This window comes from Maritalea mobilis (genome assembly GCF_019800885.1).
Lineage (GTDB): Bacteria > Pseudomonadota > Alphaproteobacteria > Rhodobacterales > Rhodobacteraceae > Roseibacterium > Roseibacterium beibuensis.
Map to the genome: position 1 here is coordinate 1 of NZ_JAHVKE010000003.1, position 20,548 is coordinate 20,548.

Consider the following 20,548-nt stretch of genomic DNA (forward strand, 5'->3'; position numbering starts at 1 on the left):
CCCCCCCCCCCCCCCCCCCCCCCCCCCCCCCCCCCACGGGGCGCCGCCGACAGGCGGCGAAATCGCTCAGTAGGCCTTTCCGCGGGCCGAGACGGGCCAGACGGTTTCCACCACGCCGTTCCGCACGCCAACGTACCAGTCATGGACATTGGCCGTCGGGTCGCAATGGCCGGGCACCAGCTTCAGCTTTTCGCCGACTTTCAGAACGCCTTGCGGGTCCATGACCACGCCATGCTCGTCCGAGCATTTCACGTATTCGACGTCGTCGCGCCCGTAGATCACCGGCAGGCCGCTATCGACCGATTGCGCCTTCAGGCCCGCATCGACGATGGCCTTGTCGGCCTTGGCATGGCTCATCACCTGGGTCAGGATGAAGAACGCGTTCTCCCATTCGCCCTGGTCGATGCGATTGCCATCCTTGTCGAGGATGCGGCCGTAATCGGCATCCATGAAGGCGTAGGAGCCGCATTGCAGCTCGTTATAGACGCCGGAGGTGCTTTCGAAATAGTAACTGCCGGTGCCGCCGCCGCCGACGATGTCGCACTCCAGCCCCTCGGCTTTCAGCCCGTCGACCGCGTCCTTCACCATGGCCACGGCCACGTCGATCTTGGCCTTGCGGTCGTCATAGCTGTCGAGATGCTGCATCGCGCCCTGGTAGGCCTGGATGCCCGCGAATTTCAGCCCGGGGGCTGCATCGATGGCCTTGGCGATCTTCACCACGTCTTCGGTGGTCGTTACGCCGCAACGGCCCGCGCCGCAGTCGATCTCGACCAGGCACTCGATCACGGTTCCGTGCTTCTGGGCGGCTGCCGACAGATCGGCCACGTTCTCGACATCGTCGACACAGCACAGCGCCCGAGCCCCCAGCTTGGGCATGCGGGCGAGGCGGTCGATCTTCTGCGGGTCGCGCACCTGGTTCGAGACCAGCACGTCCTTGATCCCGCCACGGGCGAAGACCTCGGCTTCGCTGACCTTCTGGCAGCAGACGCCACAGGCACCGCCCATCTCGACCTGCAGCTTCGCCACGTCCACCGATTTGTGCATCTTGCCATGCACGCGATGGCGCATGCCGTGCTCCCTGGCGTAGTCACCCATCTTCTTGATGTTGCGCTCCAGCGCATCGAGGTCCAGCACAAGACAGGGTGTCTGGATCTCGTCCTCGCTCATGCCGGGCACTGCGGGAATGTCATAGCCCACTTCCAGCCCGTCGAAATCGCTCATGTCCTTCATCGTGTCTCTCCCTGTTCGTCGTTTCCCGTAGGATGCGCCGTGGCGCACCGCCCGGCTCAGCCCTTCATCCAGGGCAATTTGTCGAGGTCGACGTTGCCGCCGGTAATGATCACGCCCACGCGCTTGCCGCGGAACACCTCGGGGTTCTTCAGGATGGTGGCCAGCGGCACGGCGCAGCTTGGCTCCATCACGATTTTCATGCGCTGCCAGGTCAGCTTCATCGCGTCGATGATTTCCTGCTCGCTGGCCGTCAGGATGTCGGTCACGTGATGCGACACGAAATGCCAGGTGTTTTCCTTCAGCGGCACCTTGAGGCCATCGGCCACCGTCACCGGCGCATCGTCGGCGATGATATGGCCCGCCTTGAAGCTGCGATAGGCGTCGTCGGCCTGCTCCGGTTCGGCGGCGTAGATTTCCACGTTCGGCGCGATGTTGGACAGCGTTAGGCAGCAGCCCGAGATCATGCCGCCTCCCCCGATCGGGGCAATCACGGCGTCGAGCCCGTCGACCTGCTCCATCAACTCGCGCGAGCAGGTGCCCTGACCGGCGATCACGCGCGGATCGTTGTAGGGGTGGACGAAATCCGCGCCGGTGCGCTCGTGCACCTCGGCGAAGACCGCCTCGCGCGAACTGGTCGACGGCTCGCATTCGGTGATCTGGCCCCCGTAGCCACGCACGGCGGCCTTCTTGGCGTCGGGTGCTGTCCGCGGCATGACCACGTGGCAGGGGATGCCGCGCCGACCGGCCGCATAGCTGAGAGACAGGGCATGGTTGCCCGAGGAATGGGTCGCTACGCCTTTCGCCGCCTGTTCGTCCGACAGGCCGAAGACCGCGTTGCAGGCGCCGCGCACTTTGAACGCGCCGGCTTTCTGGAAGTTCTCGCATTTGAAGAACAACTCGGCACCGGTCAGCTCGTTGAAATAGGTCGAGGTCAGCACCGGCGTGCGGTGGATATAGGCCGCGATCCGCTCATGCGCGGCGATCACGTCGTCATAAGTCGGCAGGGTATCGGCCACGTCTTTCATCAATGCCTCCCTTATTCGGCGGCCAGCGCCATGGCGCCTGCCGTGCTGCGGTAAACCTCCTGCGCGGCGGCGACGCCCGACCCGAGCGTGACAGGCAGGCCAAGGTCGACCATGCACATCTCGGCGGTTGCGATGCCAGATAGTGCCATCACGTCGGTCAGCAAACCCAGATGCCCGATGCGGAACACCTTGCCCGCCACGTCGCCAAGGCCGACGCCGAAGGCGACGCCGTAGACCTCGGAGGCATGGGTGACGATCCTAGTCGAGTCGAACCCGTCCGGCGTGCGGATCGCGCTGACCGAGTTGGAATAGAGGTCGGGCGATGCGGCGCAAAGCTCCATCCCCCAGGCCGAGACCGCCGCGCGGACGCCGTCGGCAATGCGGGCGTGACGGGCAAAGACATTGTCCAGCCCCTCGCTCAGCAGCATCTCGCAGCTCAGCTTCAGACCGTTCAGCAGGCCCACGGCGGGCGTGTAGGGGTAGCCATTATTCGCGTAGGTTTTGGCCATGTCGCGCACGTCGAAGAAGCAGCGCGGCAGCCCCGCGGTTTCGACAGCTTTCATCGCCTTGTCCGAGAAGGCCGTGATCGCAAGCCCCGCGGGCAGCATGAACCCTTTCTGCGACCCGGTGACGGCCACATCCACGCCCCAGCTGTCGAACTCGAACGGCATGGAGCCGATGGAAGACACCCCATCGACGAACAGAAGGGCAGGGTGACCGGCCGCATCCATCGCCTTGCGCAGGGCGGCGACGTCGGACAGGACGCCGGTTGCCGTCTCGTTGTGGGTGGCCAGAACGGCCTTGATCTCGTGGGCTTTGTCGGCTGCGAGGATCTCGCCATAGCGATCGGCCGGCAGGCCTTCGCCCCAGGTCACGTCGATCACCTCGACCGTGAGGCCGTGGCGCTGACACATGTCGATCCAGCGGTGGCTGAACATCCCGTTGCGCGCCGCGAGCACCTTGTCGCCGGGGTTGAGTGTGTTGGTGATGGCGGTTTCCCAGCCACCGGTCCCCGAGGCGGGGAAAATGAAGATCTCGGCACTGTCGGACCGGATGATCTCCTGCACACCTGCACGGGCGGGCTGGAGAATGTCGGCAAACAGGCTCGACCGGTGATCGAGCGTCGGCATGTCACACGCCCGGCGCAACGCCTCGGGCATGTTGGTCGGTCCCGGAATGAACACCGGATTCTGAAAGCTCATGGCCGTCTCCTTCCCATCTCTTGTGGTCAGACTACGCCGCAGGCCCGCGCTGCACAATTTTTTTGAAAAATCATTTCAGAAATGCTAAGTCTGCATGAAGATAAATAAAAACAATGCTTTAAATTTTTCACCTGTTGAAAAGATTTTTCATTTATATCCCGCGAGGTGCCGATGCGCGACGACCACAGCCCTGATTCCGCCTCTCGCCGCGCCCGTGGCCGGCCAAAGGCCTGGGATGACAAGACGGCCCAGAACACCATCAAATCGCTCGACCGCGCGATGGAGGTGTTCGAACACCTGTCCGAGACGCCGGGCGCGACCCTGTCGGAATTGGCGCAGGATCTGGGGCAGTCGCCCGCCACCGTCTACCGCATCCTCGTCACGCTGGAAGGGCGGGGATTGGTGGAATTCGACGCCGCCGCCCAGCTTTGGCAGATCGGGCCGCGCGCCTTCCTGATCGGTGCGCGATTCCTGCGCCGAACCTCGCTGGTCGAACGGGCGCGCCCGGTGTTGCGGGACCTGATGGAGGCAACGGGCGAAACCGCCAATCTCGGCATTGCGCGCGAGTCGAACGTGCTGTTCGTCAGCCAGGTGGAGACGACGGCGTCGATCCGGGCCTTCTTTCCGCCGGGCACGCTGTCGCCGATGCACGCCTCGGGGATCGGTAAGGCGCTGTTGTCGCAGATGCCTGAGGAGCGCTTGGTCCGGCTGCTCGCCGCGCATCCGCGCGAACGCTTCACCGACAAGACATTGACCGAGCCGGCTGCGCTGATCGCGGATCTGGCCGTCAGCCGCACCCGTGGCTATGCCATCGACGACGAAGAAAAGAACGACGGCATGCGCTGCATCGCGGCGCCCGTGCGCGACCTTCACGGCGAGGCGGTGGCGGGCATCTCCGTCTCGGGGCCATCCAGCCGGGTCACGCCGGATGACATTCCACGATTGGCCGAGGCGGTGACGCGGGCGGCAGAGGCCCTCTCTGCCGCGATGGGGGCAACTGTCAATAATTGACCTATGTCATGGACTGGGGCGCGGGAGCGTGGAATCTGCGCCGCATCCCGCGCTTTCGCGGTCACTCCCCAGAGGTCCCCATGAAACAGATGCTCCTTCAGCAGAAATACCCGGTTTTTCACCTCGAGATTCCGAAGGAAGAGACCAGCTGCCAGTCGGTCGATGACGTGATCGCCGCGCTTCAGGCGCGTATCGACGCCGAACCGAACGTCGCCGAGATCGCGATTTTCGACCATTTCGCCCACACCAGCGCCTTCGACGGAGAGATCCACCCCGAGATCGTCGCCGCCAAGAACCTCGTCTTTTGCTTTGGTTACAAGCTGCCCGATCCGGTGATGCTGGCCGTGCGCCCCCGCTCCATCGGGGTCAGCGACATGGGCAACCGCTTTGTCATCTCTTTCCTCGAAGCGCCGATGGAAATCGCGACGACGCGCATGGAGGCGTGGTGCAAGGAGATTGCCGACCTCGCCCCGGCTGCGTGAGGGAGGGGGCATATGAAAATCGCCGTTGCGTCTCAGAATTTCAGAACCATCACGCCCCATGCCGGCAAGACGCGCCGTTGGATCGTGTTCGATGCCACCGACCCGGCCGCCCCGGTCGAAGTCGATCGTCTCGACCTGCCGCGCGAGATGTCCTTGCACGAGTGGAAGGGCCGCGATGACAGCCATCCGCTCTATGCCATGCACGCGCTCTTGGTCGGCAGTTGTGGCGAAGGGTTCGTGACGCGCCTCGGGGCACGGGGTATTCGCGTGGCGGTTCCCGCAACCGTCGACCCGATCGAAGCCGTGCGCGCCTATCTCGCCTCGGGCGAGGCGACGCGACCGCTGGACGAGGTGGTGGCGACCGCGGCAGCCACAGCGGCGCACGACCACCATCACTGATCCTTCGGGTCGCGTCCTGCTTTGCCGATCTTGAACAGGTGAGCGGCCACCGGCGCCCCCATGATGACAAGAAACACCCGCGTCAGGTGGTGGACGACGACATAGCCTAGGTCGGCGCCCACCACGATGGCCAGCACCGTCATCTCGGCCTGTCCCGCCGGGGCGAAGGCAAGGAACGCATCCACCGGCGGGGCCAGCCCGGTCAGGATGACCAGTTCCGTGAAGCCAAGCGTCACGGCAGACAGCATGAGGACGAAGAAGACGGCGGCCACCACGTCGCGGCGGATCTCGTGCCAGGTGACCCCTATATAGCCTGCGCCAAGCGTGATCCCGATGAAGAACTGCGCGGCAAGGATCGCCTCGGCGGGTGGGCGATGGTGAATCACGTCTGTCAGGGTCAGGATGCCGGCCACGATCAAAGGCCCCAACATCGGTGCGCCGAAGAGGCCGATCCGAACCGCCAGCGCCCAACCGCCGATGGCCGCCAGCGCCATGATCGCAAGCTCGTGCAAGGGAATGTCGCTTGCGGGCTGGCCGATCGGGTTGTCCAGCGAGACGCCGAACCCCTGCGTCAGCACAATCGGCGCGATAGTGACGACAATCATCATCCGGGTTGCGTGAATCAATGCCAGCGCCCGGGTGTCGGCCCCGGCCTCCTGTCCGAACATCACCATGTCCTGCAACCCGCCGGGCATCGCCGCGTACCAGGAAGTCGGGGCGTCGAACTTGTAGACCTTGCGGAAGAACGGGACACCGATCAGGGCGATCACAACGATATAGAGCGGCACCAGCGCGACCGAGGCCGCCATCTGGGGCAGCAAGCCGATGACCGCCGGCGTCAGCGATGCCCCGATCGCCACCCCGAGGATCGTGCGCATCCCCTGGCTGAGCGGGCGCACACCCTTGAGCGGCGCACCGGCAAGCGATGCGAAGAGGCAGGCGGCAAGGGGGCCGAAGAGAACGGGCAGCGGAAAGTCGAGGGCCCAGAACAGCACCGCGCCGATCCCGGCCAGCACAAGGGTCAACCCCTGTTGCCGGACAGGATGGGCGCGAAACCAGGCGTCGGCCGGGAAGCTCATGGGGTCACGACTTTCATGTGCCGGCTCAGGTCGTCTCGCCCCCATTCACGGCAATCATCTGGCCGGTGACGAATTTCGCGGCCGGGGAGGCGAGGAAGGCGGCCATTGCGGCGATGTCATCGGGCTGGCCCATGAAACCCGTCGGGATCCTGGCGGCGCGGGCGGGGTCATCCTCGGTCGCCGTTTCCTTGCGGATCTGGCCGGGCGAGATGACGTTAGCCGTGATCCCCTTGGGCGCGAACTCGGTCGAGAGCGCCTTGGTCAGCCCCCAGACCCCGTGTTTCGCGGCCGAGATCGGAGCCCCTTCGAAATAGCCCTTGATGGCCTTCATCCCGGCGAAGTTGATGATCCGGCCCCAGCCATTGTCGACCATGCCCGGCAGGAATGCCTGGCTGGTGTGAAAGACGGCGGTCAACGCGACATCCATCACGCTGTGCCAATCCTGGGGCGTCATCTCCAGGAACGGTTTATGCGGTCGGCGCGCCGCGTTGTTCACTAGGATATCGACGGTTCCAAAGCGCGCCAACGCCGCGTCGGCGATCCGGGCAATGTCGTCGGGATTGCCCATGTCGCCCATCGCAACCAGCGCCTCGGCACCTGCGTCCTTGACCATCGCCGCGGTCGTTTCCGCCGCCGACTCGTCGCTCGATCCGTTGACCACGACATTGCTCCCCGCGCGTGCAAGATGCAGCGCGATAGCCCGCCCGATATTCTGTCCGGAGCCGGAGACGAACGCCGTTTTCCCCCTGAGTGGCAAATCCGTCATCTTTCCCTCCGTCCATTTGTTCAAATCAATCAGCGCGTTGTATGTTTCGCGGCGTTTCGGTGCCAACGCGTTGCCATGCGCTGCAAATGTTCAGCGCGGCTCTCGGATTGTCAATCAGCAGAATAATGTTGACAATCTACAATCCATGTTGCGTGATGACACCATGGAAATGCGCACGGATATTCGGGCTTCGGTCCAGCGTTTGCGGCAGCGGACCCTCGTGACCGAGGTGCGTGACGAGTTGGAGCGCATGATCCTGAACGGGGAGATCCGCAGTGGTGAGCGCCTGAACGAGGCAAGCCTTGCCGACCAGCTTGGGGTCAGCCGCAGTCCGGTGCGCGAAGCTGCCCGGTCGCTTGAGCGCGAGGGGTTGGTTCGCACCGTTGCGAACAAGGGCGTTTTCGTGCGCGACCTGTCGCTGGAGGAGGCGGCCGAGCTTTACGACCTGCGCGCCATGATCGCCGGTTATCTCTGTGGTTTGGCAGCAAAACATGCCGATGCGGACGCTAAGACCGAGCTTGGAACCTTCATCGCCCGCATGGATGAGGCCGCAGCATGCGGCGATGAGCAGGCCTATTTCGGGCTGAACCTCGAATTTCACGACTACATCGCCACCATTTCGGGCGCGGGGCGGGCCGTGGCGCTCTACTCGTCGCTTGGAAAGGAAGTGCGGCTGATGCGCTTGCGCGTTCTGTCTGGCGCCGAGTCGCTGGCCCTGTCGAACACCGAACACAAACGCATCGTGGCGGCCATCGAGCGTGGCGATGCGGACGCGGCGCGGGCCGAAGGGGGGCAGCACCACACGAACGGCAAGAGGAGACTTCTGGAGACGCTTTGAACAGCTGTGTCGGGAGGGCACGTCGAGCGTTCCATCACCTGTGGCAGATGGCCCCTTGGGAGGGGGCGCCACATGCAACCCAAGAGGGAGGACAAGATGACCACCACCAATGAAAGCCAAAGCGGCTGGGTGCGGGCAACCGCCATTGCAGCAGCCTTCGCCGTGCCAGCAGCCTTCGCGGCCCCGGCAATCGCCCAGGAATACCCATCGGCGGACGAAACGCTCGACTGGACCATCGCCTTCGGTCCGGGCGGTGGCAACGACATCATGGCCCGCACCATCATCGAGATCCTGAACACATACGATCTCTACCCGGGCGACATCTCGGCCGAGAACCGCGCTGGCGGCTCGGGTGCTGTTGGATGGGGCTATCTCTATGCGCAGTCGGGCAACCCCTACGGCATTTCGACCACCTCGGGCAGCTTCGTGACCACCCCGCTCCAGGCGGATACGCCGTGGCAGCCCGAAGACTTCACGCCGGTGGCGTTGCTGGCCACCGATGACCTCGTGCTGGTGGTGAACGGCTCGTCCGAGATCGAAACGGTCGAGGAATTCATCGCCGCGGCGCAGGAGCGTCCGATGAACATCGGCGGCACCGGCACCGTGAACGTCGACTTCATCGTACCGACGCTCTTCGCGCAGCGCGCCGGGTTCGAGTTCGATTACGTGTCCTTCAACTCGATGTCCGAACAGACCACCGCGCTCTTGTCGGATGCGCTGGACGCGATGGTCGGCAACCCGGGCGAGATCCTCGGCCTGATCGAGTCGGGCGAACTGCGTCCGCTGGTCTTCTCGGGCCAGAACACGCCCGCGGCCCTCGAAGGCGTGCCGACCATGGCCGAGCTTGGTTATGACATCGGCGTGTCCATGCCGCGCGGCCTGATCCTTGCGCCCGACGCCCCTGCCGAGGCGCAGGAATGGTGGATCAACACCATGCAGCAGGTCGTCGAGACCCCGGAATGGGACGAGTACATCGCAAGCAACACGCTGACGCCGACGGTGATCTACGGCGAGGATTTCCGTACCTTCCTCGAGAACACCAAGAACGGTTTCGAGGAAGTGCTGCGGTCGGTCGGCGCCATCGACTGAGCCAGCGCTCGTCCGAATAGTCGGGCTGGCCGGACAGATGGTCCGGCCAGCCCCTTCCATCGCACATCCCGGGGACTGGTTTCCATGCGTATCGCCTTCCTGCTCGTCGTGCTCGCAGGGGCTGTCTTCTACAGCTACATTGCCTTCGTCGATCTCGATTTCCTGACCCGCCGGGGGCGGCTGGGGCCCGGGTTCTTCCCGCGGATCGTGGGGGTCGGGATGGTTCTGCTGATGATCTGGGTCACCGTCGATGCGCTGATGAAGCGCGAGGCCGATACCAGCCCGGCGCAGAAATGGGCGGATGTGGTGACCCTGATGGCGTTGGCCATCGGCTATGCCGTGTTCTTGAGACTGTTCGGCGGGTTCATCGCCACGGTGATCTACCTCGGGGTGGCGCTCAGCGTGCTGAATCGTGGCCGCTACGTGCAGAACGCAATTTTGACCGTCGCCATTCCCGGCGGCGTCTACCTGCTCTTCGATCGGCTGCTCAACGCGAACATGCCGCCCGCCCTTATCGACCTTCCTTTCTGACGCAACCCCAGACCCCGCCCGCCGGGGACAAAGGACGACCTCATGGATATCTTCGGCGATCTCCTGATGGGCCTTTCGGTCGCCATCACCCCGATCAACATGCTTTACCTGCTCGCCGGTGCGATGGTGGGAATGATCGTGGGTGTGATCCCGGGCTTCGGCCCCTCGGCCGGCCTGGCCATCCTGCTGCCCGTGACCTTCGGCATGGATCCGATCTCGGCCATCATGATGCTGGCGGCGATCTACTACGGGGCGATGTACGGCGGCACGATCACCTCGATCCTGTTGAATACGCCGGGGGAAAGCGCCACGGTCGCCTCGACCTTCGACGGATTCCCCTTGGCCAAGAAGGGCCGGGCCGGTCCCGCGCTGGTGATGCAGGCGGTCGCGTCCTTCGTGGGCGGCACCGTGGGCGTGATCCTTATCACCATCCTCGCCCCGATGTTCGCCCAGGTCTCGCGCAGCTTCGGACCGCCGGAATATTTCCTGCTGGCGATCATGGGAATGCTGACGTTGGTCGTGATGATCGGCAAGGAATGGAAACTTGGCCTGATCTCGGCGCTGATCGGTTTCGCGCTGGGCACGGTCGGAGTCGACCTTGAGACCGGGCAGGGGCGCTACACCTTCGGCTCGGCGGAACTGATCGGCGGCATCTATTTCATTCCCATCGCCATCGGTCTGTTCGGCCTCGGCGAATTGTTTTTCGCCTTCTACCAGGGCCTGCACAAGACCGGCTCGGGCGGGATCATCCAGTACGAGAACGAAGAGCGGTTCTGGCCCACCGCGCAGGACTGGATCTCGACCCGTATGACCATGGCGCGCCATTCCGTCCTCGGTTTCGTGGTGGGTGTCATTCCGGGGGCTGGCGCGACGATCGCGTCGCTCATGGCCTATTCGACCGAGCGCTCGATCTCGAAGAACTCCGAGAACTTCGGCAAGGGCGAGATGGCGGGGCTTGTCGCGCCGGAAACGGCGAACAACGCGGCGTCCTCGGGGGCGATGATCCCGCTGCTGACACTGGGCATCCCCGGCTCGGCCTCGACCGCTGTTCTGCTGGCGGCCTTCCTGTTGTGGGGGCTGCGCCCCGGCCCGCTTTTCATGGAGCAGAATCCGGAACTTGCCTGGGGCCTGATCGCCTCGATGTATCTGGGCAACATGGCGCTGCTGGCGATCTCGATCTTCGCGATCCCGCTGTTCGTCCAGCTGATCAAGGTGCCCTACCGGGTGCTCGGACCCACGGTCGTGGTGATCTGCACGCTGGGCACGTTCAGCGTCCACGCCTCCTTCGTCGAGACTTACCTGATGTTCGCCGCCGGCATCATCGGCTTCTTCATGCGGCTTTACGGGTTCTCGCCCGCGGCCCTGGTCCTGGCGCTGGTGCTCGGGCCCTTGGCGGAAGAGGCGTTGCGCCAGACGCTGACCATTTCGCGCGGGTCTTTCATGATCTTCGTCGAACGCTCCGCCTCGCTCTGGATCATCGCCATCACCATCGCGCTGGTGGTCTTCCTGCCGCTGCTCAATCGCTTCGGCAAATCCGCGGGGCAGGCCGAAAAGGCCGGAGGCTGACGCGGGTGACGATAAGCGAAACAGAGGCGCGGGCTTTGGCGGCCCGCGCCTTTTGCATTGCGGGCGTTGACCCGGAGGCCGCCGAGGCCGCCGCCGAGGCGCTGGTGCTGGCCGAGATGATGGGGATCGCCACACACGGCCTGTCGCGCGTCGCTGTCTATCGTGACCGTATCGCAGCGGGCGGCATCGACCCGAAAGCGCGCCCCGTGGTGACTGCACCGGGGCCAGCGCTGCGCCATGTCGACGGCCGGAACGGACTGGGCCCCGCGGTCGCCGGCGCAGCACTCGACGCCGCGATGGAGGCTGCGCGCGACACGGGCCTCGGCGCGGCCTTCGTGCGCGGGGGAAATCATCTTGGCGCGCTGGCGCCCTATCTCTGGCGCGCCACCGAGGCGGGCTTTGCCGCGCTCATCACGACCAACACGGCCCCCATGATCGCGCCGCCCGGTGGACGAGAGGCCAGGATCGGCAACAACCCCTTGGGCATCGGCGTTCCCAATCCGGGCGGGGTGCCGGTTCTTCTCGACATCGCCTTGTCCGTTGCGGCCCGGTCCAAGGTGCGTGCGGCGGCGCGGGACGGGCGGGCGATCCCCGAAACCTGGGCGACGGATATCTCGGGGCATCCAACGACCGACCCCGTGGCGGCGATGGACGGCTTGATGCAGGCCACCGGCGGGGCGAAGGGCGCGAACCTCGCGCTCTGCCTCGATCTTTTGTCAGCCGGGCTATCGGGGGCAACGATGCTGCGGGCGGTCACGAACAGCGCGCGGGAACCGGGCAGGGCGCAGGACCTTGGCCAATTGGTCCTCGTGATCGATGCTGCGCGGCTTATGCCGCCCGAGGCGCTGTCGGCGCGCATGGCCCGTGCGTCAGAAGATCTCACCAACTCCGCCCCGGTCGATCCCGCTCGGCCCGTTCGTTTGCCCGGCGCTCGGGCCGTCCAATCTCTGAAAACAGCACGGGAGAGGGGCCTGAGCCTCTCTCCCGAGGTGTTGTCCGGTTTGCGCGCGATGGCCGAGGGTTAAGCGGTCTCTTCCACGATCTCGCGCATCGCTTGCAGGAACTGCGCCACCTCGGCCTCGGTGTTGTAGTGGCACATCGACACGCGGATCGCACCGGGCAGGCCAAGCGGGTCGAGGATGTTGCCCGAGTAATGGTCGGCCTTGCGCGTGTGGGTGCGGATGCCGCGCTCGCGCAGCTTGGTCACCACGTCGGGCGCATCCATGCCCTTGACCGAGATCGAGACCAGCCCCTCCCGGCGCGGGTTGTCCACGCCGCCGATGATCGTAACCTCGGGCATGTCGGCCAACCCCTTGAGGTTGCCGGTGCCGTGGATCATCGCGTCGGTCAGAGCGGCCTCATGCGCGTGGATCGCGGCCCCGGCGGCAACGATGCGGTCGCGCCGGTCGGTCGCGTCCGACACCTGCCCGCCCAGCCAGTCGAAGTAATCGACCACGTCCGAGAAGGTCACGTAGGCGCCGGTGTCCCGCGTGCCCAGTTCCCAGGGCTCGCCCGGCGCGTTCAGCAGGTGGTCATGGGGCAGGGCCGACAGACGGTCCGAGGCCCAGGCCACGCCATAGCCGTGGCGCGAAAAGACCTTGTAGGGCGACACGACATAGCCATCGATACCGTAGCTGGCGATGTCCAGCCGGCCATGGGCCGCGTGCTGGATGCCATCGACGATGATGAAGGCCTCGGGCGCGACCGCGCGGATCGCCTTGGCGATGGCGGCCACGTCCATACCCATCCCCGTCACCGGCGAGGTGTGCAGGATGGTCGCCACCTGCGTATCCGGTGTCACGGCGGCCGCGTAGGCTTCGGCGGACACCGCGCCCGTGTCGTCGTCATGGGCGATCAGGACATGCGTCTTGCCAGCGGCCTCGGCCCATTTGGCGCAGGCGCTGCGGGTCGCGGGGTGTTCCACGGTCGAGCCCAGCACGATGCCGTCGGGCGTTCCCATCACCGCCGTGCGGATCAGGCGGAACAACAGTTCCGTGCCGCTTTCGCCGACGAAGAACTGTCCTTCGGGCGCGTTGAACAGTACCCGCATGTCGTCCTTGGCCTTGTTGATCATGGCGACAAGCGCATGCGCTGCCGGGTTGTCACGGCCCTGGTTGTCGGGGATCGCGGCCATTTTGGCCGAGGTTTCGACCACGGAATTCAGCGTCAGCGCACCGCCCGCGTTCTCGAAGAACACGCGTTTGCCCTCGAAAGGGCACTCCTCGACCAGGGCGAAGCGGTCCCGCACCGCTGTCATCAACTCGGGGGAAAAGAAGGTCATTGTCTGTCTCGTGCCTCTTCAGGACTGCGGCATCTTCCACGTCGCCGTGGCAAGGGCCGCCAATTTGCCATCCGGTCCCGTCAACCGGCTTTCCATGAACGACATCGTGCGGCCGCGGCGCGTGAACCGCCCCTCGACCGTCATGGTGCCCTCTGTGACGGGGCGCATGAACTGCACCTTCATCTCGATCGTCGCGCCGGGACCCGCCACCTTGTTGACCAGATGTCCCATGGAAATGTCCATGGCCGACGCCATCGCCCCGCCATGCAGCGACCCTTGCGGGTTCTTCACCATGTCCGTCACCTCGAAGGTCAGGCGGCAGCAGTCCTTTTCGGCATCCGGTGCATCGTGAGGCAGGTAATCGAAGCTCAGACCCAGAAACCGGGCGAAGAAGAAGGTTTCGAAATCCTGCGCGTGACCGGCCAGCGCCGCATCGACATGGGCGCGGGCGGCGGCTTCGTCTATGCGACGGGGGCTGTCACCGGCCATCAGGCGCCCACGAAATTCGGTTTGCGTTTCTCGAGGAAGGCGCGCCGCCCCTCGATGTAATCCTTGCTGTCGAAGCAGGCCTTCACCCGCGCCGCGCATTCGTCGAGGTCGCGCTGACTTTCGGGGGCCACCACCTGGCTGACAATGTATTTCACCGACTCGACCGTCATCGGGGCGTTGCCCGCGATCATCTCGGCCGTTTCCTGCGCCGTCTGCCCGACCTGGTCGTCGGGCACGACGCGATTGACCAACCCCATCACCTTCGCCTCGTCGGACGTGAAACGCCGCGCGGTAAAGAAGATTTCCTTGGCGAAGGAGGGGCCGACCACGTTGACCAGCCGGTTGATGCCTTCGAACCCGTAGCCGAGCCCCAGCTTGGCCGCGGGCACGGCGAATTGAGAGCTTTCGCCACAGATCCGCAGGTCGCAACATAGCGACAGGGCCACGCCGCCGCCGATGCAATAGCCGTCGATCTGGGCGATGGTGGGCTTGGGAAAGGCCTCGACCATGTCATAGACGCGCTTGGTGGTGGCGTTGTAATGGGCCACGGCCTCGGCGCTGGCGCGCTCGGTCTCGAATTTCGAGATGTCTGCACCCGAGACAAAGGCCTTTCCGCCTGCGCCTGACAGGATCAGGATGCGCACGGACGGGTCGGCGGCGAAGCGCGTCATCGCCTCTTCCACGGCTTCCCACATCTCAAGCGAGACGGCGTTCCGCTTTTCGGGCTGGTTGAAGATGATCCGGGCGATTTCGCCCGACTGCTCGGTCAGGATCTTGTCGGTCATGGCTGGTCCGTCTTTCTGTCGGATGGGTCAGGTGGCGCCCGCGGCTTTCATCTCTGCGATTTCGGCTTCGGAATAGCCGATCTCGGACAGGATATCGGCACTGTGCTGTCCGGCCATCGGCGGCGGCGCGGCGATCTGGCTGGGCGTTCGGCTCATGATGATGGGCTGGCCCACAAGCTCGGTGTCGCCGCGTTCCTGGCTGGTCACGGGCTGGGCAAGGCCGAGGTGGCGCACCTGCGGCGTCTCGAAAACCTGCGAGATGTCGTTGATTTCGCCCGCCGGCACACCCGCGTCGATCAGCATATCGATCCAATGCGCGGTGGGCTGGGTGGCCGTGATCTCGGCAATCTCGGCGTTGAGCGCCTCGCGGTTTTTCGAACGGTCGGGCGCGGTCTTGTACCGGCAATCTTCGATCCAGTCTTCACGCCCGAGGGCCTTGGCGAAGCGTTGCCAGATGACTTCGCCCGCGACGGCTATATTCATGAACCCGTCCGAGGTGGGAAACACGCCGGTCGGGATCGTGGTCGGGTGGTTGTTGCCGGCTTGTCCGGCCACTTCGCCGTTCATGAGCCAGCGCGCGGCCTGGAAATCCAGCATGAAGACCTGTGCCTGCAACAGAGAGGTCTGGATCCACTGGCCCTTGCCGGATTTCTGCCGCTCAAACAGCGCGATCAGGATGCCCTGCGCCGCGAAAAGGCCTGCGCAGAGATCCGCAATCGGGATGCCCACGCGCATCGGTCCCCGACCGGGCTCGCCCGTGATGGACATGAGCCCGCCCATGCCCTGCGCGATCTGGTCGAAGCCGGGGCGGTCAGCCAAGGGGCCATCCTGCCCGAAGCCCGAGATCGAGGCATAGATCAGCCCGGGGTTGGTCTGCGAGAGCGTGTCGTAGTCGATGCCGAGGCGTTTCTTCACGCCGGGCCGGAAATTCTCGACAATGATATCGGCGCTGTCGGCCAACCGCTTGAACGCCTCGAGGCCCTTCTCGGTCTTCAGGTCGAGGGTCAGGCTGCGTTTGTTGCGGTGCAGGTTCTGGAAATCCGGCCCCGAGCGTGGTCCGCCGAACTGTGCGGTGTCGACGGGCGCCTCGATCTTGATCACGTCGGCACCCCAGTCCGCCAATTGGCGCACGCAGGTCGGTCCCGAGCGCACGCGCGTCAGGTCGAGAACGCGCAGGCCTTGCAGCGCGGTGCTGGCCACGGGTGCGGCATCATGCGCGGCGGCCGAGGTCTGATTTGCGGGCTGGGCCATGTTCCTCCCCCATGGTCGATCGGTTGCGTACTGGTGTATGGTAATCGTCGGCAGATGACAATAAAAATGTTAATTGTTGACAAAATGCCGTTGGCCACAGCAAGACAAGGGCGATGGAGATGAACATGAAACCGATCGGGGCGCGGCGGGCGACGCTGGCCACCGAAGTGCGGGCGGAAATCGAGCGCATGATCGTCGATGGCGAACTGGCCGCCGGGGAGAAGATGAACGAATTGGCGCTGTCGAACGCGATGGGGGTCAGCCGCGGCACGGTCCGCGAGGCGATCCGCTCGCTTGCCGATAGTGGCCTGATCGACCTGATCGCAAACCGCGGCGCCTTCGTGCACGAGACCACGCTGGCCGAGGTGCGCAACCTCTACGATCTGCGCGGCGCGGTGTTCGCGATGGCCTGCGCGGCGGCGGCGCGGCGGGTGAACGAAGGCCTCGAGCCCGACTTGCCGGGCGCGCTTCAGGCCAATATCGAGCAGATGAAAGCGGCCATCGCGGAGGAGGATGTGCCGCGCTATTACGAACTGAACATCGAGTTTCACGACTTGCTTCTGGCCGGCGCGCAAAACCCCAAGGCGAAACTCATTTACGATAATCTCGTCAAGGAAATGCACCTGTTCCGCCGCAAGGGCCTGTCTCTGCCCACGAACATGGAAAAGTCGCTGGCCGAACACCTCGACATCGCTGCCGCTGTCGATAACGGCAAGCCCGAGGCCGCGCGCCGGGCTGCCATCGTGCATATCACCGAAGGCTTCTCGCGCTACATGAAGCTCCCGGAACAAGAGGCCGAGACGGGCGCCTGATCCCGGCCCGCGCCGACCACTCTGCTTGCAGGAAGAGGACCCATGACCAACCCGCTTTTCGACGCCCTTTTCGCACCGCATGCCGGGCAGCAGACGCCCTTTCTTCACCTGCCCGATGGGGGCGCGATCAGTTACGCGGATTTCCTCGGCATGGCGGCGCAATATGCAAACGCGCTGGAGAGCCTGGGCGTGCAACCGGGCGACCGCGTGGCGGTCCATATCCAGAAATCACCCGAGGCGCTGGCGCTTTATGCCGGGTGCATCCAGCGCGGCGCGGTCTTCTTGCCGCTGAACACGGCCTATACCCCGGCCGAGCTGGAATATTTCGTCGGCGATAGCGGGGCCGCGCTCTTCGTCTGCGATCCGGGCGAAGTGGCCGAGGTCGAGGGCATCGCGAAGGACAATGGCTGCCTTCTGCATACACTGGCGGGCGACGGCGGTGGTTCGCTGAAAGATCTGCGTGCGGATCAGGCGACAACGGCCGCGGTGGCCGAGCGGGGCGAAGACGATCTCGCGGCGCTTCTCTACACCTCGGGAACAACGGGCCGGTCGAAGGGGGCGATGCTGACCCACCGCAACCTTCTGTCCAACGCCGAGGCGCTGGCCGAGGCGTGGCGCTTCACCGCCGAGGACGTGCTTTTGCATGCGCTGCCGATCTTCCACAGCCACGGCCTGTTCGTGGCCACCAACGTCTCGCTTCTGGCAGGCGGCTCGATGATCTTCCTGCCGAAATTCGATGTGGACACGGTGCTGGCGCGGCTGCCCGAGGCGACGACCATGATGGGCGTGCCGACCTTCTACACCCGGCTTCTGGACGATGCGCGCTTCACCCGGGATCTTGCGGCCCATATGCGCCTGTTCATTTCCGGCTCGGCCCCGCTATTGGCCGAGACCCATGAACGTTTCGCCGAGCGCACCGGGCACCGCATTCTGGAGCGCTACGGCATGACCGAAACTTCGATGAACACGTCGAACCCCTATGACGGCGACCGCCGGGCGGGCACGGTCGGCTTCCCGCTTCCGGGCGTCGAGGTAAAGGTCTGCGATCCCGAAACCGGGGCCGAGCTGCCGACGGGCGAGATCGGCGTGCTGGAGGTGCGCGGACCCAACGTCTTCAAGGGTTATTGGCAGATGCCCGAAAAGACGAAGGAAGAGTTGCGCGAAGACGGCTTCTTCATCACCGGTGATTTGTCGATGATCGACGCGGACGGCTATGTCACCATCGTCGGGCGTGGCAAGGACCTGATCATTTCCGGCGGCTACAACATCTACCCCAAGGAAATCGAACTGTTCCTCGACGACCAGCCCGGCGTTCTGGAAAGCGCAGTCATTGGCGCGCCGCATCCCGATTTCGGCGAGAGTGTCGTGGCCGTTCTGGTGGCGGAACCTGGCAGCACGCTCGACCTCGACGCGATCGAGGCCGCGACCCGCGCCAATCTCGCCGGGTTCAAGCGCCCCCGTCACGTCGCCGTGCTGGACGAGTTGCCGCGCAATACCATGGGCAAGGTCCAGAAAAAGGAACTGCGCGACCGCTTTGCGCATGTGTTCCAGGCGCAGGCCAGCTGACGCAAACCGTCCCGAGGCGCATCTCGCGACATCGGTGCGGCTGGAGGCCGTCTGCGCGATAGGGTAGGGCGGTGGCAGGTCCACCCCTGCCGGAGCGCGCCCGATGCCCAGTGACGCGACCCTCGTCTTCTACCTGATGGGACTGGCGGCCATCATGATGGCCTCCAACCGCGTGCGCTATGACCTGATCGCGCTGTTCGTGCTGGTCGCGCTGGCGCTCTCGGGCATCCTGACCCCGGCCGAGGCCGTGGCGGGGTTCGGGGCGACCATCATCATCATGGTCGCGGGCCTGTTCGTCGTGGGCGAAATGCTGGACCGAACCGGCGTTGCGCGCAGCGTGGGCGACCTGATCCTGCGCCATGGCCGCGGACAGGAGGTGCGCCTCATGATCCCGCTCAGCGTCGGCGCGGCGATCCTCGGGTCGGTCATGTCCTCGACAGCGGTTGTGGCGATCTTCATTCCCATCGTCCTGCGCATCGCACGCGACAGCGGCATAAATGCCGCGCGCCTGCTGCTGCCCATGTCCTTCGGCGCGCTCATCTCGGGGATGCTGACGCTGATCGGCACGCCCGGCAATCTCGCCGTCTCTGACGCCTTGCGAGCGGCGACAGGGCAGCCGCTTGGCTTTTTCAGCTTCAGCCTCGTGGGCGCGCTCGTCCTTCTGGCGATGCTGCTTTTCTTCGTGCTGGTGGGCCGTCATCTGCTTGGTCCGCTGACGACCGACGGGACCGGCCGGATGCGCCGCACCGACCGTTCCTTCGCCGAGCTTTACCGCAACCACGGTTTCGATCGGGTCGAGGTTCTGCGGCTTGAGCGCGATTTCACCGGAAGTGCCGCCCGCGACCTGACCAAGACCGCGCCGCGGATCCTGTCGCGGTGGCGACGCGGGCCCGCGGGCACGCCCCATACGGCGCTGTTTTCCATCGGGATGGAGTTTCAGCGCGGCGACCTGATCGTGGTCACCGGCTCCGATGAAGAGATTGCCCGGTTTGGCGAGACCCCAGGCGTCGCGCCGTTTCGGTCCTTCTACAAGGATATGAATCGCTGGATCGACACGCTTGGCATCATGGAGGTCATGATCCACCCCGAGGCCGGGATCAGGGGGCGCACCCTGTCCGATCTCGACTTTCGCGCGACCTACGGGCTCGAAGTGCTGGACATCCTTCGCGACACGTCGCGCCTTGATGACATGCAGTCCACGCCCCTGCGCGGCGGCGACCGTCTGCTGGTCGCCGGGCCTTGGCCGAGGCTCGACGGGATCAACGCGGAGGGGCGCGATTTCGTCATTCTCGAAGAGCCAGCCGAGCGGGCACAATCAGTCCCGAATTCGAACAAGCTCTGGATCGCGCTGTTGATCCTGGCAGCCATGATCGGGGTTTCGGTCGGGGGGCTGTCCATCACGATGGCCGTGATCCTTGCGGCCATCGCCGCTGTGATGACGGGCACGATCTCGGCGAACCAGGCCTACCGCTCGATCCGGTTGGAAACACTGGTTCTCATCGCGGGGATGCTGCCGCTCTCGACAGCGCTCGACAAGACGGGCGGCGCAGACATGATCGTGGACGCGTTGCTGCACATGGCCGGCAACGACAGTCCGCGTGCCGTCCTTCTGGCCCTTTTCGTTCTGACCATGTCGCTGAGTTGGATCCTGTCGAACACCGCGACCCTTGTCCTTGTCGCACCGATTGCGGTGGAGGCGGCGCTCTCGATGGGCGTGTCGCCTGTTCCGATGGCTGTTGCTGTCCTGATCGCGGGGTCTTCGGGGTTCGCCTCGCCGGTTTCGTCGCCTGTCGTGACCCTGGTGGTCAACCCGGGCGGCTATCGCTTTGGCGACTTCCTGAAAACGGGTGGGCCGCTGACCGTCGTTGTCGCGGCGATCACCTTGCTGGTCGTCCCGCTGATCTTTCCGTTCTGATGCGATGCCACGCGGGGCGGACAACCGGGTGAAACCGGCGCGTGCAGACTACCACTATCGCGACCGGTTTGCTTCTTTGAATGAAAGCACTTGAAGGGGCGAGATCCCCGATCTGGTCACCCTGGTTATGGCCTGAATGCCGCGCATGTCGGGAACGTTGAGGTGGGTGTGTCTTTCAAGTTCAAATCTGGATGCGAGGTGCGGTAGGGGCTAGCCAAAACCGGTAGCGAA

20 protein-coding genes are annotated in these 20,548 nt (G+C 64.8%); 11 read left to right on the top strand and 9 right to left on the bottom strand.

The features are described from left to right. Positions 1–66 precede the first annotated feature (66 nt). Genes bhcC through bhcA form a run of 3 tightly spaced genes read right to left on the bottom strand, consistent with a single transcriptional unit; the run spans position 67 to position 3,457 of the window. Entirely contained in the window at positions 67–1,230 is a 1,164-nt protein-coding gene (gene bhcC, locus KUV65_RS13710) for a 3-hydroxy-D-aspartate aldolase BhcC (RefSeq protein ID WP_222191295.1), read from the bottom strand. Positions 1,231–1,286: 56 nt separating this feature from the next. Beyond that, positions 1,287–2,255 carry a beta-hydroxyaspartate dehydratase BhcB gene (gene bhcB, locus KUV65_RS13715; RefSeq protein WP_222191296.1) on the bottom strand — a complete coding sequence of 323 codons (969 nt, stop codon included), beginning with the start codon at positions 2,253–2,255 and terminating at the stop codon, positions 1,287–1,289. Positions 2,256–2,266: 11 nt separating this feature from the next. Further along, a complete protein-coding gene (gene bhcA, locus KUV65_RS13720) occupies positions 2,267–3,457 on the bottom strand; it encodes an L-aspartate--glyoxylate aminotransferase BhcA (RefSeq protein WP_222191297.1) in 1,191 nt (396 codons plus the stop codon). A gap of 171 nt (positions 3,458–3,628) precedes the next feature. Between bhcA and bhcR the strand changes: the two genes are divergently transcribed. The 3 genes from bhcR (at position 3,629) to KUV65_RS13735 (ending at position 5,349) form a co-directional block, all read left to right on the top strand. Further along, positions 3,629–4,468, top strand: coding sequence for an HTH-type transcriptional regulator BhcR (gene bhcR / locus KUV65_RS13725; protein WP_222191298.1), 840 nt, complete (start codon positions 3,629–3,631; stop codon positions 4,466–4,468). 80 nt (positions 4,469–4,548) lie between these two features. Next, on the top strand, positions 4,549–4,950 hold the full coding sequence (locus KUV65_RS13730) for a DUF6858 family protein (RefSeq protein ID WP_222191299.1): 402 nt from the start codon (positions 4,549–4,551) through the stop codon (positions 4,948–4,950). Positions 4,951–4,962: 12 nt separating this feature from the next. Continuing rightward, on the top strand, positions 4,963–5,349 hold the full coding sequence (locus tag KUV65_RS13735) for a NifB/NifX family molybdenum-iron cluster-binding protein (RefSeq protein WP_222191300.1): 387 nt from the start codon (positions 4,963–4,965) through the stop codon (positions 5,347–5,349). On the opposite strand, the gene KUV65_RS13740 is transcribed toward KUV65_RS13735, so the two are convergent. Continuing rightward, a complete protein-coding gene (locus KUV65_RS13740; RefSeq protein ID WP_222191301.1) occupies positions 5,343–6,428 on the bottom strand; it encodes an AbrB family transcriptional regulator in 1,086 nt (361 codons plus the stop codon). The genes KUV65_RS13735 and KUV65_RS13740 overlap by 7 nt on opposite strands. A 25-nt stretch (positions 6,429–6,453) precedes the next feature. Continuing rightward, positions 6,454–7,194 carry an SDR family NAD(P)-dependent oxidoreductase gene (locus KUV65_RS13745; protein WP_222191302.1) on the bottom strand — a complete coding sequence of 247 codons (741 nt, stop codon included), beginning with the start codon at positions 7,192–7,194 and terminating at the stop codon, positions 6,454–6,456. A 145-nt stretch (positions 7,195–7,339) separates the two neighbouring features. On the opposite strand from KUV65_RS13745, the gene KUV65_RS13750 reads away from it, so the two are divergent. The 5 genes from KUV65_RS13750 to KUV65_RS13770 all read left to right on the top strand — a co-directional run bounded on the left by KUV65_RS13750 (position 7,340) and on the right by KUV65_RS13770 (position 12,243). Continuing rightward, positions 7,340–8,032: a GntR family transcriptional regulator gene (locus tag KUV65_RS13750; protein ID WP_222191303.1), complete on the top strand. Its 693-nt coding sequence runs from the start codon at positions 7,340–7,342 to the stop codon at positions 8,030–8,032. 96 nt (positions 8,033–8,128) lie between these two features. Then, on the top strand, positions 8,129–9,121 hold the full coding sequence (locus KUV65_RS13755; RefSeq protein ID WP_222191304.1) for a Bug family tripartite tricarboxylate transporter substrate binding protein: 993 nt from the start codon (positions 8,129–8,131) through the stop codon (positions 9,119–9,121). A gap of 84 nt (positions 9,122–9,205) precedes the next feature. Further along, on the top strand, positions 9,206–9,652 hold the full coding sequence (locus tag KUV65_RS13760) for a tripartite tricarboxylate transporter TctB family protein (RefSeq protein ID WP_222191305.1): 447 nt from the start codon (positions 9,206–9,208) through the stop codon (positions 9,650–9,652). Between the two features lie 42 nt (positions 9,653–9,694). Beyond that, complete coding sequence (locus KUV65_RS13765) at positions 9,695–11,218, top strand: tripartite tricarboxylate transporter permease (RefSeq protein WP_222191306.1); 1,524 nt, start codon at positions 9,695–9,697, stop codon at positions 11,216–11,218. 5 nt (positions 11,219–11,223) lie between these two features. Then, complete coding sequence (locus KUV65_RS13770; RefSeq protein WP_222191307.1) at positions 11,224–12,243, top strand: Ldh family oxidoreductase; 1,020 nt, start codon at positions 11,224–11,226, stop codon at positions 12,241–12,243. Here KUV65_RS13770 and KUV65_RS13775 read toward each other — a convergent pair. The 4 genes from KUV65_RS13775 to KUV65_RS13790 are packed head-to-tail and all read right to left on the bottom strand — an operon-like array spanning position 12,240 to position 16,024. Next, a complete protein-coding gene (locus KUV65_RS13775) occupies positions 12,240–13,499 on the bottom strand; it encodes an aminotransferase class V-fold PLP-dependent enzyme (RefSeq protein ID WP_222191308.1) in 1,260 nt (419 codons plus the stop codon). The genes KUV65_RS13770 and KUV65_RS13775 overlap by 4 nt on opposite strands. Before the next feature lie 18 nt (positions 13,500–13,517). Next, positions 13,518–13,988, bottom strand: coding sequence for a PaaI family thioesterase (locus KUV65_RS13780; protein WP_222191309.1), 471 nt, complete (start codon positions 13,986–13,988; stop codon positions 13,518–13,520). Further along, positions 13,988–14,773, bottom strand: coding sequence for an enoyl-CoA hydratase (locus tag KUV65_RS13785; protein ID WP_222191310.1), 786 nt, complete (start codon positions 14,771–14,773; stop codon positions 13,988–13,990). Before KUV65_RS13785 ends, KUV65_RS13780 begins: the two co-directional genes overlap by 1 nt. Positions 14,774–14,800: 27 nt before the next feature. Next, positions 14,801–16,024, bottom strand: coding sequence for a CaiB/BaiF CoA transferase family protein (locus tag KUV65_RS13790; RefSeq protein WP_222191311.1), 1,224 nt, complete (start codon positions 16,022–16,024; stop codon positions 14,801–14,803). A 125-nt stretch (positions 16,025–16,149) separates the two neighbouring features. Between KUV65_RS13790 and KUV65_RS13795 the strand changes: the two genes are divergently transcribed. From KUV65_RS13795 to KUV65_RS13805, 3 genes are all read left to right on the top strand, one after another. Then, positions 16,150–16,836 carry a GntR family transcriptional regulator gene (locus KUV65_RS13795; RefSeq protein ID WP_222191312.1) on the top strand — a complete coding sequence of 229 codons (687 nt, stop codon included), beginning with the start codon at positions 16,150–16,152 and terminating at the stop codon, positions 16,834–16,836. Between the two features lie 42 nt (positions 16,837–16,878). Beyond that, positions 16,879–18,402, top strand: a complete 1,524-nt coding sequence (locus KUV65_RS13800; RefSeq protein ID WP_222191313.1) for a malonate--CoA ligase — start codon at positions 16,879–16,881, stop codon at positions 18,400–18,402. A gap of 103 nt (positions 18,403–18,505) precedes the next feature. Beyond that, positions 18,506–20,317, top strand: a complete 1,812-nt coding sequence (locus KUV65_RS13805; RefSeq protein WP_222191314.1) for an SLC13 family permease — start codon at positions 18,506–18,508, stop codon at positions 20,315–20,317. The last annotated feature ends 231 nt before the right edge of the window (positions 20,318–20,548 follow it).